Annotated in this window: 13 protein-coding genes; 7 read left to right on the plus strand and 6 right to left on the minus strand. The window is 46.5% G+C overall.

Features of this window, described 5'->3' with window-relative positions; genetic code table 11:
* Window positions 1–204 precede the first annotated feature (204 nt).
* The 3 genes from CGRAC_RS04060 (at window position 205) to CGRAC_RS04070 (ending at window position 3,952) form a co-directional block, all read left to right on the plus strand.
* A complete protein-coding gene (locus CGRAC_RS04060; protein ID WP_005872112.1) occupies window positions 205–1,644 on the plus strand; it encodes an ankyrin repeat domain-containing protein in 1,440 nt (479 codons plus the stop codon).
* Window positions 1,645–2,030: 386 nt separating this feature from the next.
* Entirely contained in the window at window positions 2,031–3,467 is a 1,437-nt protein-coding gene (locus CGRAC_RS04065) for a catalase (protein WP_005872110.1), read from the plus strand.
* On the plus strand, window positions 3,464–3,952 hold the full coding sequence (locus tag CGRAC_RS04070) for an ankyrin repeat domain-containing protein (protein ID WP_005872108.1): 489 nt from the start codon (window positions 3,464–3,466) through the stop codon (window positions 3,950–3,952). The genes CGRAC_RS04065 and CGRAC_RS04070 overlap by 4 nt, the downstream gene beginning before the upstream one ends.
* 736 nt (window positions 3,953–4,688) lie before the next feature.
* Here the strand turns inward: CGRAC_RS04070 and CGRAC_RS04075 are convergent.
* Both CGRAC_RS04075 and rarD read right to left on the minus strand, forming a co-directional pair.
* The gene (locus CGRAC_RS04075; protein ID WP_005872104.1) at window positions 4,689–5,099 is read right to left on the minus strand and encodes a hypothetical protein; all 411 of its coding nucleotides are present in this window, start codon (window positions 5,097–5,099) and stop codon (window positions 4,689–4,691) included.
* A complete protein-coding gene (gene rarD / locus CGRAC_RS04080) occupies window positions 5,092–5,964 on the minus strand; it encodes an EamA family transporter RarD (protein WP_005872103.1) in 873 nt (290 codons plus the stop codon). The genes CGRAC_RS04075 and rarD overlap by 8 nt, the downstream gene beginning before the upstream one ends.
* 104 nt (window positions 5,965–6,068) lie before the next feature.
* Between rarD and CGRAC_RS04085 the strand changes: the two genes are divergently transcribed.
* Window positions 6,069–7,412 (plus strand): class II 3-deoxy-7-phosphoheptulonate synthase, encoded by a 1,344-nt coding sequence (locus CGRAC_RS04085; RefSeq protein WP_005872101.1) that lies wholly within the window; start codon window positions 6,069–6,071, stop codon window positions 7,410–7,412.
* A 489-nt stretch (window positions 7,413–7,901) separates the two neighbouring features.
* On the opposite strand, the gene CGRAC_RS04095 is transcribed toward CGRAC_RS04085, so the two are convergent.
* Genes CGRAC_RS04095 through CGRAC_RS04110 form a run of 4 tightly spaced genes read right to left on the minus strand, consistent with a single transcriptional unit; the run spans window position 7,902 to window position 10,545 of the window.
* Entirely contained in the window at window positions 7,902–8,891 is a 990-nt protein-coding gene (locus CGRAC_RS04095; protein WP_005872098.1) for a hypothetical protein, read from the minus strand.
* Window positions 8,892–8,913: 22 nt separating this feature from the next.
* The gene (acpS, locus tag CGRAC_RS04100; RefSeq protein ID WP_005872096.1) at window positions 8,914–9,279 is read right to left on the minus strand and encodes a holo-ACP synthase; all 366 of its coding nucleotides are present in this window, start codon (window positions 9,277–9,279) and stop codon (window positions 8,914–8,916) included.
* Between the two features lie 34 nt (window positions 9,280–9,313).
* A complete protein-coding gene (locus CGRAC_RS04105; protein WP_005872094.1) occupies window positions 9,314–9,802 on the minus strand; it encodes a peptidylprolyl isomerase in 489 nt (162 codons plus the stop codon).
* An 8-nt stretch (window positions 9,803–9,810) separates the two neighbouring features.
* Window positions 9,811–10,545: a YebC/PmpR family DNA-binding transcriptional regulator gene (locus CGRAC_RS04110; protein WP_005872093.1), complete on the minus strand. Its 735-nt coding sequence runs from the start codon at window positions 10,543–10,545 to the stop codon at window positions 9,811–9,813.
* Between the two features lie 132 nt (window positions 10,546–10,677).
* Here CGRAC_RS04110 and CGRAC_RS04115 point away from each other — a divergent pair, with 132 nt between their 5' ends.
* From CGRAC_RS04115 to CGRAC_RS04130, 3 genes are all read left to right on the plus strand, one after another.
* Complete coding sequence (locus tag CGRAC_RS04115) at window positions 10,678–10,893, plus strand: heavy-metal-associated domain-containing protein (protein WP_040304091.1); 216 nt, start codon at window positions 10,678–10,680, stop codon at window positions 10,891–10,893.
* Between the two features lie 11 nt (window positions 10,894–10,904).
* Window positions 10,905–13,082 (plus strand): heavy metal translocating P-type ATPase, encoded by a 2,178-nt coding sequence (locus tag CGRAC_RS04120; protein ID WP_005872088.1) that lies wholly within the window; start codon window positions 10,905–10,907, stop codon window positions 13,080–13,082.
* 463 nt (window positions 13,083–13,545) lie between these two features.
* Complete coding sequence (locus CGRAC_RS04130; protein WP_005872084.1) at window positions 13,546–14,796, plus strand: ankyrin repeat domain-containing protein; 1,251 nt, start codon at window positions 13,546–13,548, stop codon at window positions 14,794–14,796.
* The last annotated feature ends 449 nt before the right edge of the window (window positions 14,797–15,245 follow it).

The following is a 15,245-nucleotide window of genomic DNA, read 5'->3' on the forward strand; positions in this document are numbered from 1 at the left end:
TTCGTCAGTAAAATTTTTGCCCCTGTGGTATTTCTACGCGGAATTCTATCGGTAAAATTTTGCAGATAAAATTTTACGCCTTGCCCTCTTAAATCTCGCCCTGCGAATTCCGCCCGAGCGAAATTACCTTGCAAAATTCCGCCCGTTTATATTCGGCTAAGCTCACACTCGGTAGTATTTGTCATTTTATTTGCGGAGGTCGTTTTGAAAGAGATAAAATCCAAGCTCATCATAGCGTGTTTGGTTGTTTCGGCAGGCGTATTTTTCTTGATCGTAGGCGGTGCATTTATGGACAGATCCGAAACTCAGCCCGCGCAAAATTCCACGGCGAGCCGCATCGCAGCCTCCGGCAACTCCTCCAATCCGCCGCTAACGGACGAGGATCGCGCTGCAATAGCAAGGTACCGGTACGAAAGGCTGGGCGCCGAGTTAGATTTGGACGAGTGCGTAGTGCATGGCGATGAGCGAATGGAGTATTTCTGCAAGCTTTTGCGCTCCAAGGACACTGCTCGTATTTTGGCATTTATGCGAGAGCAGCGCATCACTGCGGGCGATCCGCTGTATTTTGGCATAACGGCGATAATGTATTCTAGCTTTTACAACGATGCAAACACTACCGAGGAGCTGATCTATCACGGAGCGGATATCAACCGCACGGACGATTTTTCTCATTCGGCGCTGAGCTATGCTATCGAAAATAACTCTACCGCTGCCGCGGAAGTTCTACTTAAGCATGGAGCTAGCTTTTCTAGCGTTAAATATGTTCGTCCGTGGCTTGCGACTCCGGGATGCTGCGATGCCTATTTGGTCGCCGATACTAGCGATGCACAGGTAAGGACATATTACGGAACACCTAAAAGCGAGGGTACTAGCGCGGTATCTGATCCGCTCTATTACGCCGTAGCGGGTGGATTTTTGCAGATGACGGAGCTTATGCTTAGCAGCGGCGTAAGACCTGAGATTACGGCTTGGACGGACGATCATTGTATTGCTTTTACGCTCAAACACCGCAAAGATGAGCGGCAGCCGAACTGCTCCATCTATCAGATGCTGCCGCAACGATATGACGTGAGTATGCTAAATTTGCTGCTTAAATACGATTTGGCAGGACTTCCGGACGATGAGCGTATTCAAAAAAAATACGATGACTGCTGTAAGGATTTGGATACGTTGAGGAAGTATAAGAAAATATACCTAGAGCATATGGATGATTATTGTTACGATGAGATTATTTTGGATTGGAGCTGGTTGGATAGCTTTAATTATGATATAGTTAGGTTTATTATGAGGGAGCGCTCAAAGGATTGGGAAAAGGGTGCAATCGGGTTTAACAGAGGTTCGCTGCCCGATCTTAATAGATGCGGCTCAGTAACGCCCAATACGGCGCTACTTGGTATCTACGATACGCTTATAAAGCGCTATTCCGCGCTCTGCGGCGATGAGCTTAATGGTGCGAGTGGCTTTGATCTGGATAAATTTTTTAGATATTTGCACTTAAAAGGCTTGGAATTTGATCTTAAAATAGAGTATGAGGGCAAGGTGATAAGAGTGGAGGAGTACGATAAAATTTTAAGGCGCGATGCGTCTAAGCAGCTAGAGCAAGCGGGATCCAAGACTGCAGATACCGCGTCCGCCAATAAATAAAATTTCGTAAAGCTTTTGGCTATGATCGCTACGTATTTGGCAAAATTTTATAAAATTTTAATTTAAATTTGTCGTTTCTCTTTAATATCTTGATCATCGCAATCTTAGCTTCAAGTTATCACCGCCTTGTATTTGTGTGGTTATAGCATCTATACTTATAAAAGATCGCGAAATATCATGGTTCTTGTATTAATATGAGATAAATTTATATATAGCAGATCTCATAATTTATGAAATTTATAATGTTAAATATGGGCTAGAAATATAAAATTTGAAAATATTACAAATTCTAAGGCTAAACTTTTATCAATAATTTTTATTATTTAATAAATATTTTAATTTATATATGTATAATTACAAATAAATTTTATTAGAAAGGAATAAATATGAAAAAACTAACCACTACTTCGGGTAATCCTATCGCGGATAACCAAAACTCCCTTACCGCAGGCAGCCGCGGCGGTATAATGTTGCAAGATTATCAGTTGCTTGAAAAACTAGCTCATCAAAACAGAGAGCGTATCCCCGAGCGTGCCGTTCACGCAAAAGGTAGCGCCGCATACGGAACATTAGAGATTACGCAGGACATCTCACAATATACTAAGGCCAAAGTATTACAAAAAGGCGAGAAAACAAAGCTGCTTTTGAGATTTTCTACCGTTGCCGGTGAAGCTGGAGCGGCTGATGCTGAGCGCGACGTAAGGGGCTTTGCGATTAAATTTTACACCAAAGAGGGCAACTGGGACTTGGTCGGAAACAACACTCCCGTCTTTTTTGTAAAAGACCCGTATAAATTCCCGGATTTTATCCACACGCAAAAGCGTGATCCTCGCACACACCTCCGTTCAAATGAGGCGGCATGGGACTTTTGGAGCTTAAGCCCTGAGAGTATGCATCAAGTAACCATCCTGATGAGTGACCGCGGTATTCCGGCAAGTTACCGCCATATGCACGGATTTGGCAGCCACACCTACAGCCTTATAAATGACAAGAACGAAAGATTTTGGGTTAAATTTCATTTCAAAACTCGCCAAGGCATTAAAAATTTAACCAACGCTCAGGCCTCACAGATCATTGCAAAAGATCGAGAGAGCAATCAACGCGACCTTTTTGAGAGTATAGAAAAGGGCGACTTTCCAAGCTGGGATTTTAAAATTCAAATAATGACTCTACAGCAGGCAAAAGAGGTCAAATTTAACCCCTTTGATCTAACCAAAACTTGGCCTCATAAGGAGTTCCCACTCATCGACGTGGGCGTCATGACGCTAAACGAAAATCCGAAAAATTATTTCAATGAGGTTGAGCAGGCTGCATTTAGCCCGTCAAATATAGTGCTTGGTATCAGCTTTAGTCCCGATAAGATGCTGCAAGCAAGGATATTTAGCTACCCCGACGCTCAAAGATATCGTATCGGTACACACTACGCGCAGCTAAATGTTAATCGTCCTGTAAGCGAGGTCAATACTTACGTCGTGGGTGGCGCGATGAATAACGGAATGTATGAGCTTGACGATAAAGCTTACTATGAGCCTAACAGCTTTGGCGGTGCCAAAGAGGATCGTGCTTTGTTAGAGTCTGATATAAGCATAGAAGGCGCGATGCAAAGATACGATCACAGAGCCGAAGATCAGGATTATTATTCGCAACCTAGAGCGCTTTTTGAGCTAATGAGCAACGAACAAAAATCACAGCTTTTTAGTAATATCGCAGATAGCATGGAGGGTGTGAGCGAAGCGATAAAAGAGCGTGCGATAGGACATTTTGAAAAAAATTCTGCTGACTACGCAAATGGCGTAAGAGCCGCTTTGAAAGCAAAAAATTGACGAGCTTAACGCAGGCCGAGGAGCAAAGATATGGCGAGCTTTGCGCTATAGCGCTTGATTTCGCTAGGCGAGATGATGCTGACGAGCTGGAAAAGATGATAAAGGCGGGTCTTAGCGTAAATTTAAAATCCGCCAAAGGCGACACCCTTTTAATGCTGGCTAGCTACAATAACGCGCTAAAGACTGTAAATATGCTGCTCTCAAACGGTGCCAGAGTCGACGAGCGTAATGACCGCGGGCAAACCCCGCTCGCGGGCGCAGCCTTTAAAGGGCATTTGGAGGTAGTCGAAGCTCTCGTAGACGCCGGCGCGGACGTAGAGGCTACGAGTGGTCTTGGTATGACACCCTATGCCTTTGCCATAATGTTTGGTAGGAGTGAAACGGCAAAATTTTTACTAAGCAAGCGTAAAAAGCAGGGATTGCTACAAAAACTGGCGGTTAAATTTTTAGGAATTTTCACCAAAAAGAGCGCGCGAGCGGTTTAAATTTGATATGCCTTGATATTTGGCGGTTTAAAATTTGACGTATTTTAGGGCTCGCATAGTATTAACTTTCGGAGATTTTACTAAAAAGATGCAAGTATGATTTGAAATTTTGGCATACCATTTCTAACCTTTAAGATTTTGCTTCTCTCGCTTATCTGGTACGCAGGTATAGTGTCGTTTTGCGATATGCCAATAAATAAATACAAGCCCTCTTCGTTTATCTAATATGGTGCGCTCTTTTATTACTATAAACGGCGCGCGGTTTTGGGCTATAATTTAACTCTCTGCCGGCTTAGGAGATAGAATTTTATATTGCTCATTCGTCTGCTTCGCTAGTTTAGCGCTATTTTGCTGCGCCTGCGCTATTTTGCTGGCGCCATCTGTCTAATTTGCATTTTTCCCTCCATCTGCTTTGCTGTGCCTCCCATTTTTTCTAAATTTAGCAGGTCTTGTTGGCTTCGCCCATGGGCTCAATTTTTGCGATGAAGTTCGGTATGATATATTGCTATCCTTGTGGCAAGACTATAAAATTTGCTTCGAATCTTTGCAGAGTTTGTAAATTTTTAAGGTGTTTCAGCGCGCTTGGAATTTTATTGATTTTGGATCGAGCTTGTCTTGTAGCTGGATTTGGCTTAGTACTGCGGCTAAATTTTACAATTTTAGGTTCATCGATTAAGCCTTTTATGCCGAGCCGATTATTATATGTAGCCTAATTTTGATATCTTAAGGATCGCGACTATAAGTTTTTAAATTCCATCTCCAGCTGCTTGCGCCAGTATTGCAGCGAGCGCTCTGCGCCCGCGGCGTATTTTTCGATAAGCGCGTCCGTTTTATTTAGAAACTCAAATAGCTTGCCCTCCCACACGGCGGGGTTTAGGTTGCTTTGATGCATCGTTTTGATATAGACTAGCTCCTTACTAAGAGCCTCAAGCTCGTCTAGATAGCTCTCGCGAGCCCCCTCGTCGTGTAATTCCAGACGCTTTAAATCTCGCAGTTTGTCCTCTAAAATATCGCAAAATTTCATATATCTTTGCGAGCTAAGCTCGGGGTCTGCGGCGTCTGCACGCGCGGAAGCCTTTTGGACCTGAAAATACACGAGCGCGCCCACCGCAAGGGCGACTGCGAACATCAAAGCGAAATTAGCCATTTTTTCTCCTTAAGCCGTCCAAGCCCACGACCGCGAGCCCGAACCAAATTAGCGAAAAGCTCAAAATTTTATAAGTTTCAAGCTCCTCGCCGTAGATAAATACCGCGATCAGCATACTCATGCTGGGGCTGATGTATTGCATAAAGCCGATCGTAGATAGCGGCAGATACTGCGTGCTTACGGCGAAGGTAAGCAGCGGCAAAATCGTAATTAGCCCGCTTGCAAACAGCAGCGCGCCGCTTGCGCTAAAGCCGAATGCGCCGTTTCCTTTTAACGCGCAGTAGATCAGAAACGCAAGCGCGGGCAGCAGCATTAGCGTCGTCTCGCAAAACAGCCCCTCAAAGCTAGGCACTTTTACCTTCTTGCGTATGAGCCCGTAAAATGCAAAGCTAAGCGGCAGCACGAGCGAGATTATCGGAAGCCTGCCTAGCGCGTAAATTTGCACTCCGATAGCTGCAAAGGCTAGCAGCAGGGAAAGCTTAGCCGCCGTACTTAGCCGCTCGCGTAGAAACAAAGCGCCCAAAAGCACCGAAAATAGCGGATTTATAAAATATCCGAGGCTGGTGGCTAAAATTTGATCGGAATTTACCGCGTAGATATAAATGCCCCAGTTCGTGCTGATAAGTAGCCCCGTACAAAGCAGCGTGAGAGCGATTTTAGGGGTGCTAAGAAGCCGCGCGACGTTTTTTAAGCGGTGCGTAAAGCAGAGAAAAACGAGCAGCAGCAGGAAGGACCAAACGACGCGATGCGCTAAAATTTGCACCGCGTCCACGTCCTTTATGAGCTTGAAAAATATCGGGAAAACGCCCCACATAAAAAAGGTCGCAAATGCAAGCATTAGCCCTTTAGTGCGGTTTTCTTCCATAAAATTCCTTCCAAATTGCCTAAAGGCGCTATTTTAAGATTTTTTGGGTTAATAAAAGCTTATTTGGGTATAATCGCAAGATTTAGGAAATTTAAGGAGTGGATATGAGTTGGAGTAGGACGTCGTGGAAAGATTATAAAATTTTACAGCAGCCGATTTATCAGGATGAAAGTGCGGTGCAGGCCGCTAAAGAGCGCCTTTACAAGCTGCCGCCGTTAATTTTTGCGGGCGAGGTTCGCAACCTAAAAGCCGAGCTTGCGCGCGCCAGCGAAGGCAAGTCGTTTTTGCTTCAAGGCGGTGATTGCGCGGAGAGTTTTAATGATTTTAGCGCGAATAATATCCGCGATATGTTTAAGGTAATGCTTCAGATGGCGATCATTCTTACCTTCGCAGCGGGGCGCCCCGTCGTGAAGGTAGGTCGTATCGCAGGACAGTTCGCAAAGCCGCGCAGCAGCGACTTTGAAGAAGTTGGCGGCGTGAGTTTGCCTAGCTATCGCGGTGACATAATCAACGGCTTTGAGTTTAACGAAGCGGCGCGTAAGCCGGATCCTGCTCGCATGATCGAGGCGTATCATCAAAGCGCTTCGACGCTGAATCTGCTGCGCGCCTTTTCTCGCGGCGGTCTTGCGAACCTGCACGAGGTGCATAAGTGGAATTTGGGCTTTTTGAAAAGGGGCGAGCTGGAGGCTAAATTTAACGAGCTGAGCGATGAAATTTCGCGCACGCTTAAATTTATGGAGGCGTGCGGACTGAGCGCCGCAAATTCCCCGAGCCTTGCCGAGACGGTGCTTTACACCTCGCACGAGGCGCTGCTGCTACACTATGAGGAGTGCCTGACGCGCATCGACAGCACCAGCGGCGATTGGTACGACTGCTCGGCGCACATGCTTTGGATCGGCGAGCGCACGCGCGGCGCAGACGATGCGCACGTGCATTTTTTAAGCGGTATCAAAAACCCTCTCGGCGTCAAGATCGGCCCGAGCGGCACCGCGGATGAAATTTTGCGCCTTTGCGACAAACTCAATCCGCAAAACGAAGCAGGCAGGCTAAACGTCATCATCCGCATGGGCGCGGATAAGATCGGCGCGCGGCTGCCGCAAATTTTACGCGAGCTAAAGCGCGAGGGTAGAGCGATCCTATACAGCATCGATCCGATGCACGGCAACACCGTCAAGGCCGCGAACGGCTACAAAACGCGCGAATTTTCTAAAATTTTAAGCGAGGTTCAGAGCTTTTTCGAGATCCACGCCGCGGAGGGCACGCACGCGGGCGGCATCCATCTTGAGATGACCGGTCAAAACGTCACCGAGTGCACGGGCGGCTCGTTTAACGTAACGCAAGAGACGCTAAAGCAGCGCTACGAAACGCAGTGCGATCCGCGCCTAAATGCAGATCAGGCGCTAGAGCTTGCGTTTTTGCTCGCCGATAATCTAAAAAAGGCGGAATAATCCGCCTTTATCGCGCTAAAATTTGGTCGCGGCTTGGAATTTTTCGTAGTTTGGGGCGTTTTGACGTAAGCTAGCGCTACGACCGCGCTTTGCGCTTGAAATTTAATCATATCTTGGCGCGGGCGATTAAATTTACGCGGCTTTAATCTAAAATTTATATGTAGCAATCACAAAAAATTCCGTAAAATTTTATCGTAGCGGAAAGGCGGCGCCACTAGGTTCTACGAGGAATTTTAATCGTAGCGCTAGAATATGCGACGTCGCGGCAAAGCGTAGAATTTCGCCTGAATCTGTAATGCTTTGTTTGATTTTATTTTAGTTTTGTGGAGCGGTTTGAAATTTCAAAAATTTTACTGTCGCGGAATTTGGAAATTTAATTTTAAGCCTATTAGTAGAAAAAACTATTGCGGCTGATTTAAGAGTTTTGCAAAGTCAAATTCATTAAGCCATTTTGATTTCGCTCTTCATATCTACTATTTTTGACATAGATTACTCCTTAAATTTGATTTTATTGAGTTTCATATATTCTTCAAAATAGTCCCAAGGACCATGATATAGCGTTTCAAGTCCGTTCCCGCAGTTATCTACGCGTATCCTTATCTCGCCATAATTATTGCTTGTCCATGTTTTTGTCGTATTATCTTCTAGTAATGTAGTACCGCGATAAGTAAGTTTATTTAGATCCCTTTTTCCCGTTTCAATTGAATCGATATCTTCACAAAAACTATCAAAATTCCTATTTTTTAACATTGCCATCAGCGAGCCTGTTGTTCCACTATACTTTATAATGTACACGATCTTATCGCTTTCTCCTCGAATTTTATCAGAGGCAGTGAAATTCTTATCGGATTTAAATACTGCAATAGAGTTATATTGAAAAAATTTTAATATCCAATCCGATTCTTGATGCGTTTTTTCATCGTGATACTTTCTCTTGTAATAAACCGAATAATTAAGTTCTCCTTTATCATTAAAAAGCTTGTTATCCTCCCATGGATATACCACGTCTTCATCATCTATAGCTTTTAGTATGGATTTATCTATCTGCGTGACTTGTTTCCCGTCTTTACAAATTTGTCTGCCGATAGACAATAGATTTTCTAAATTTAATTCTTTAGATACTTTCCAAAATTCACACTTATCATCGGGGCGCTTGTCGCCGTTACACTTACGATAAATTTCCCACCAGTCGATATCAAAGTCTAAATCCTTCGGCCTACTGTCTCTTAAAAAGATTTCATAAAAAGGGTAATTGCTCTTTGCATGCTCATTTTTCAAATACTGCTTAAACGCTATCTCTTTTAATTCATTATCCGATAAGATGCCAAAATGCAGAGGATTGGTGCAAACTCCGGCGTAGTTTAAACCCATATTTATAGGCATATAAGGGATAAAAGTCAAAATGCAGATGATAAAAATCGCAGAGATTATATAATGGCGCTTTATAAATTTTAGAAAATTAATAAGATATTTTTTCAAAATTCGTCCTCTTATATATTCGTTATTTCGTTAGTTTTATATCGAGTGCGACTACCGCGATTGCGACGTTTGCGTCGTGCGTGATACTAAGGCTTGCAGATTTGATATGAAATTTTTTGCGGATTTTTTTGCGGATTTTTAAATGCGGCGCGCCCAGGGCGTCTTTGTAAATTTTAGCGTCTTTAAAGCCGAATTCTGCGCCGATGCCGGTGCCTAGCGCCTTGCTAAGCGCCTCTTTAGCGGCATAGATGCCCGCGATACTTTCGTCGCGCAGCGCGGATGAGCGCTCGGATTTTTTCAAAATGCGCTTTAGAAATTTCGCGCCGTATTTTGTGCGCAGCGCCGAGATCCTGCGCACCGCGGTTATGTCCGTGCCGATCTTTATCACGGTCTGGCGCCCCGCGGTTTAAATTTAATCACGATTATAGGCTCTCTTTAATCTCGATGTCGATGATCTTATCGCCCTGTCTGATCGCGTCTAAAACCGCCAGGCTAGGCTGATCCACGATTTGTCCGAATACCGTGTGCACGCCGTCTAGGTGCGACTGCGCGCTGTGGCAGACGAAAAACTGGCTGCCGCCCGTATCGCGCCCCGCGTGCGCCATCGATAGCGCGCCGCGCACATGCTTGTGCTTTTGGCGGTCGCATTCGCACTTTATACGCCAGCCAGGACCTCCCGTGCCGGTGCCGCGCGGGCAGCCGCCTTGGATTACGAAATTTGGAATTACGCGGTGAAAATTTAGCCCCTTGTAAAACCCGCTGCGCGCGAGGCTAGCAAAATTCGTAACCGTTTGCGGGGCTTCGTCACCGAAAAGCTCCAGCTTCATATCGCCCTTTTCGGTTTTTATCACGGCGTATTTATCGCGCGCCAAAGCCGCTGCGTCGATGTCGTAAATTTTTAAGCTTTCCATTTTTTCTCCTATGCGATATTGGTGTAAACTGCCTGCACGTCGTCGTCATCCTCTAGCCGCTCGAGCAGCGCGTCTATGTCGCTAAGCTGCTCCTCGCTAAATTCGTGCTTTTCGTTAGCGACGAATTTTAAGCTTGCGCTGATGATCTCAAGCCCTATCTTTTCGATACCTTCGTTTAGAGTGCCGAAGCTTTCGTATTCGCCGTAGATTAGAAGTGTCTTTTCGAGCTCGCCTTTATCGTTTTCAAACTCGTTGATCTCAAGCTCGCTAAGACCGAAGTCGATGAGCTCAAGCTCCAGCTCCTCAATGTCGCGGCTCGGCAGCTTGGTCTCAAAAACGGCCTTGTGCGAAAACATAAATTTCAAACTGCCGCTCGGTAAAAACTCGCCCTTGGCTTTATTTAAAATCGACTTGACATTCGCGACGGTGCGGGTCGGGTTATCGGTGGCGCATTCGATTATGAGAAGTGCGCCGTGGGGCGCCTTGCCGTCGTAAAAGATCGTTTTGATATCGGCGCTATCTTTGCCGCTTGCGCGCTTGATAGCCGCGTCAATGTTGTCTTTGGGCATATTTTGCGCCTTTGCCGTGGCGATCGCGGCGCGCAGCTTGGAGTTCATCAGCGGATCTTCGCCGCCCTCTTTCGCAGCCATCGTTATGGCCTTGCCCAGTTTTGGAAAAAGTTTGCTCATCTTCCCCCATCTAGCTTCTTTTGAAGCGCGTCTGTATTCAAAAGCTCGTCCCATAAAATTCCTTAAAACTTAAATTTAAAACGGGTGATTATAACGAAAAACCCTTAAATTTCAGGAGCGGGCGTTAAAATAAAATTTATTAAAAAGTAGTATAAGTTTTGAAATTTTAATCCAAAGGAGAGGCTCATGGCTTTGAAACAAAGCGTAAAATTTAAGGCGCAAAATATACACTGCGAAAACTGCGCGAGGACGATCAAAAACGCGCTTAAGGATGATTTTGGCGAGATCGAGGTGGACGTAGCAAGCGGAGTGGTGAGTTTAAGCTTAGATCCGCGCGACGAGGCTAAATTTAAAGAGGAGATGGACGATTTGGGCTTTAGCGTCGCAGAAAAGCTAGCCTAAAAACTAACGCAATGTCAAGTAAAATCACTCTAAATATCGTCGGGATGAGCTGCGTAAACTGCTCCAATGCGATCGAGCGGGTAAGTCGCAAGATCGAGGGAGTGCAGGAGGCGCACGTAAATTTCGCAAACGGCAGCGGCGAGTTCGTACTTGCCGATCCGGCGCTTGAGGAGACGCTAAAAGCCAAGATCAAAAAGCTAGGCTACGACATCGCCGTGGATTACGAGGATTTGGAGCGCAAAAAGCGGAGCAATCTCAAAGCGGCGCTATTTAGACTAATCCTCGCTCTGGTTTTAGCCGCGGCGGTAATGGCGGTGGAGATGAGCGGGTTTTTAAGCTTCGTTCCAAAAGCGCTGCTTTGCGCGGCGATGGCGTGCGTGAGCCTATTTTACTGCGGCAAGAACTTCTTTTATCACGCTTACGGCTCGCTGAAAAACAGAAGCTTCGATATGAACGTGCTCGTGGCGATGGGAAGCTTCTTCGCGTTTGCCTATTCGCTAACGGCCGCGGCGTGGGTCTATACGCACGGCGCGCAGAATGAATTTACCAATCTTTATTTCTCGTCCGCCTCGATGATAATCGCCTTTATTTCGCTCGGCAAATACCTAGAAGAGCGCAGCAAGATGAAGGCGAACGACTACATCAAGGGGCTAATCGATCTAAGCCCCAAAACCGCGCTTTTGATCAAAGACGACGGCACGATAGCTGAAGTGCGCGCAGAAGCGCTAAAGCCAGGCGATAAGGTGCTAGTAAAAAACGGCTCGCGCATCCCTTGCGACGGGCTTATCGTCGAGGGCGGCGCGCAGATCGACGCTTCTCTCATCAGCGGCGAGAGCTTGGCGGTTTATAAAAGCGTAGGCGATGAGGTAAATGCAGGCTGCGTCAGCACCGATGGCGTCATCTACGTGAAGGTGACGAAATTCCCGCATCAAACGCTGCTTGCCGAGATTAAAAATCTGCTGAACGAGGCGGGCAACAAAAAGATGCCGATCGCGCGCTTTGCGGATAAAATTTCAAATATCTTCGTGCCCGCGGTGATTTTGATCGCGCTTGTTAGCTTTATAGCGTGGATGGCGCTTGACGGGCGGCTCTCATATGCCGCATCCGCCGCTATCTGCGTGCTTATCATCTCATGCCCGTGCGCGCTAGGTCTTGCGACGCCGATTGCGATCGTTTGCGCGATCTCAAACGCCGCAAAGGCTGGAATTTTAATCAAAAATCCTGAAATTTTAGAAATTTTAAAGGACGCGGACGTCGCGGTTTTCGATAAAACCGGCACACTTAGCAAGGGCGAAATTTCGGTAAGCTTCAGCGATCTGAGCGCCCAAGATCTCTACGCTCTGGCAAGCGCGCAAAAGCTTAGCGAGCATCCGATCTCAAAGGCGATCGTAAAATTTGCCGAGTTGAAATTCGGCGAAATTTCTAAATTTAACGGCGAGTTCGAAAGCGTCGCGGGAAAAGGCATCGTCGCTAAAAATCCCACCGGCGAAATCCTTTGCGGCAGCGCGGGCTTCCTGCACGAGCGCGGCGTAGATACGGGCGTCGAAGTAGAAGCGGAGGAGCTTTTAGACAAGGGCTTCGGCGTCGTTTACTGCGCGATAGGCGGCTCGTACGCGGGCTTCATCGCATTTAGCGATGAGATCAGAGCCGAAGCGCGGGACGTCGTGCAGGCGCTGCAAAAAAGCGGCGTAAAAACCGTCATGCTAACGGGCGATAACGCCAAAACGGCAAATTTCGTCGCTCGCAACCTCGGCATCGACGAGGTAAGAAGCGGAGTGCTTCCAAGCGGTAAATATGAGTTCATCAAATCCCTGACGGACGAAGGCAAGCGGGTGCTTTTCGTGGGCGACGGCGTCAATGACGCACCGAGCTTAAAAGCCGCCAGTATCGGCATCGCGATGAACGGCGGCAGCGACGTAGCCAAGGGCGCGGGCGACGCGATTTTTATAAAAAACGACCTTACAGGCGTGCTATATCTATTCCGCCTATCGGGAGCCGCCATGCGGACGATCAAGCAAAACCTCTTCTGGGCGCTGTTTTACAACGCCGTATGTATCCCGATCGCGGCAGGCGCGCTATATCCAGCGCTAGGCGTGCTTCTAAAGCCGATGTACGGCGCCGCTGCGATGTGCTTTAGCTCCGTGACGGTCGTGCTAAATTCCATCAGATTGAAATTCGCTAAATTTTAACGCGGCGGAATTTACGCTAAGCGTGGAATTTTGCGCGGCGAAATTTTAATTGTTCCGTGCAAAACGCGCAAAATTCTTTTATTTTGCGAGGAATTTTACCTCGCAAATTCTATCTGGCTACTAATGCGTGTAGAATTCCGCGGAACGGGTTGCGCTTATAAAATTTTATTTTGCGATTAATCCGGCGCGGAATTCCGCTAGATTTGTACAGCTTGCAAAATTTTACCGCTAGCCTGCGCGTAAATTTTAAAATTTTAACGTGTCGGTCACCGTGCTGTTGTATCACGCCGCCAGTCGCTACGCCTCTGCCTAGTCGTCGTTTAGCGCCGTCCGCCGCCATGCCGCCGCGCCGTAAAATTTTAAAAATTCTGCAAAATTTTATAAGGCTGAAAGGAATTCCATAAAATTCCACCGCCCGCACTAAGTTTTAATAAATAAATTTAAAGGTAAAATAACGCTTCAAATGCAATTCGAGGTAGCGATGCGAAAAATTCTAATGGGTTCGTTTGTTTTTTGCGGCACGCTTTTTGGCGCTTCTTGTGAGCAGATACTAAGCGATCCGCGCGGCTTTTTTAGCAAAGAGCCTGCGGACGAAGAGCTGCTGCAAAGCGATTTTGGCTGTCAAGGCTCGCTAGCTGGCGCAGAATTTTTGCAAAATTTAAAAAGCGCGGCTTCTGAGATTAGAGACGAAAATATCGATTGTGTCGGTAACGAAGCCTTGCTGAACGAAAAAAGGCTTGAGCGAACCTTGGCGTTTGCGGGGATGGATGGCGAGGGATTTTTAAGCTATGCCAAAGAGAAAAACTACGCGCAAATCAGTGAAAAATCGCTTGAAGCCTTAGAATTTTACTCCGAGCGCAAGATTGGAAATTTCATCGCTTATGGCAATTTTATGGGCGAGATACCGGCAGCCAGGGAGGCGCTAAGAGATTATTTCGCCGCTAAATTCAACAAAAACGACGCCGATGAGCTGGCAAGCGTCGTGATAGCGGAATTTATCGCATACGCTGCAAAGGATCGCAAGGCGGGAGATTACGGTGAGCTTGAGATGGCGCTAAAAGGCGGAGTAGGTGCAGATGAGTTTCGTACGCTACTTTTTAGCAAGGATTTTGCGATTTACGAGCTTGATAATGCCCTGGATCTGGCACTTTTGCTAGGATATGACGAGCGCTTTAGCGGCGCTTTGATCGAGCGAGGCGCGCAGGTGAATGCGGGCGAGGAAAACTCGCTATTTTACGCGATGAATAACGTTCAAAGCGCTAAATTTATGATCTCTAAAGGCGCCTTGGTTGGCTATAAAAACTCGCTTGGGCAAACTCCGATATTTTTCGCCGCCGCGGCAAAAAATTATGAGCTCGTAAAGTTGCTAATCTACTCGCATGCTAGCGTAAATGTCCGCCAGATCGGCAGCGCCGAAGCCCAGGCTCTAGCGTCGCTAGGCGAGCGTAGCGACGGCTGTGAGCGTTCGGGCGCGGGCAAGACACTGCTGATGTTTGCAGCGCAAACAAGTACCAAGCAGATCGTTGAATTGCTCGTAAAATCGGGCGCAAACGAAAAAGCAGTCGATGAGGCGGGGCTAAATGCGCTAGACTATGCGCTTGCGGGTGGTGAAGCGGCTACGCAGAGCTATTTGCGCTCGCTTGGACTAAGTCCTACGCAAGCAAGCGATGATTTTACGAGCGATCCGCAAGATGCGCCTGAGCGTGAGAATTAGCAGGCTTGATTTAAAGGGCTGCTCGCCGCTTTATCGTCGTTTTAGGCTTTGCGGCGTTTTGGGTTTGCAAAAGCCTTATGAGCTTTAAATTTAGAGTTTTGCCGCTTTGTAAATTCTATAGATTTAGCGGATTTTTCGGGTGCGAGTTGGCAAAATTTAACGCTTTAAAATTTTATCGCTTTGCTTGCACAAGTTGCATGCACTGAAATTTTATAAACGCGCAGGTAGGCTTGAAAAACGGCGATTTGTGCATTTATGCGCGATAAAATTTTTGTCGAGGGATTTTGGTTTGTGATCAAGAGCGGGATTTCGTCAAATTTTGTGCGCGAAATTTATCGCTTTTGCGATAAAGTAAGCGTTGCATCATTGTGGAATTTTACCTTGATTTGAAGCTTTTGCTATGTTAAGTAGAATTTAAATGCGCTTATAAAACGCTTTTGATTACGCTG

Source organism: Campylobacter gracilis (genome assembly GCF_001190745.1).
Lineage (GTDB): Bacteria > Campylobacterota > Campylobacteria > Campylobacterales > Campylobacteraceae > Campylobacter_B > Campylobacter_B gracilis.

Bases quoted from the DNA above. Each gene is read 5' to 3' on its own strand.
- CGRAC_RS04085 (WP_005872101.1), top strand. From the start codon at position 6,069: ATGAGTTGGAGTAGGACGTCGTGGAAAGATTATAAAATTTTACAGCAG.
- CGRAC_RS04120 (WP_005872088.1), top strand. From the start codon at position 10,905: ATGTCAAGTAAAATCACTCTAAATATCGTCGGGATGAGCTGCGTAAAC.
- CGRAC_RS04065 (WP_005872110.1), top strand. From the start codon at position 2,031: ATGAAAAAACTAACCACTACTTCGGGTAATCCTATCGCGGATAACCAA.
- CGRAC_RS04115 (WP_040304091.1), top strand. From the start codon at position 10,678: ATGGCTTTGAAACAAAGCGTAAAATTTAAGGCGCAAAATATACACTGC.
- CGRAC_RS04105 (WP_005872094.1), bottom strand. From the start codon at position 9,802: ATGGAAAGCTTAAAAATTTACGACATCGACGCAGCGGCTTTGGCGCGC.
- rarD (WP_005872103.1), bottom strand. From the start codon at position 5,964: ATGGAAGAAAACCGCACTAAAGGGCTAATGCTTGCATTTGCGACCTTT.
- CGRAC_RS04110 (WP_005872093.1), bottom strand. From the start codon at position 10,545: ATGGGACGAGCTTTTGAATACAGACGCGCTTCAAAAGAAGCTAGATGG.
- CGRAC_RS04130 (WP_005872084.1), top strand. From the start codon at position 13,546: ATGCAATTCGAGGTAGCGATGCGAAAAATTCTAATGGGTTCGTTTGTT.
- CGRAC_RS04075 (WP_005872104.1), bottom strand. From the start codon at position 5,099: ATGGCTAATTTCGCTTTGATGTTCGCAGTCGCCCTTGCGGTGGGCGCG.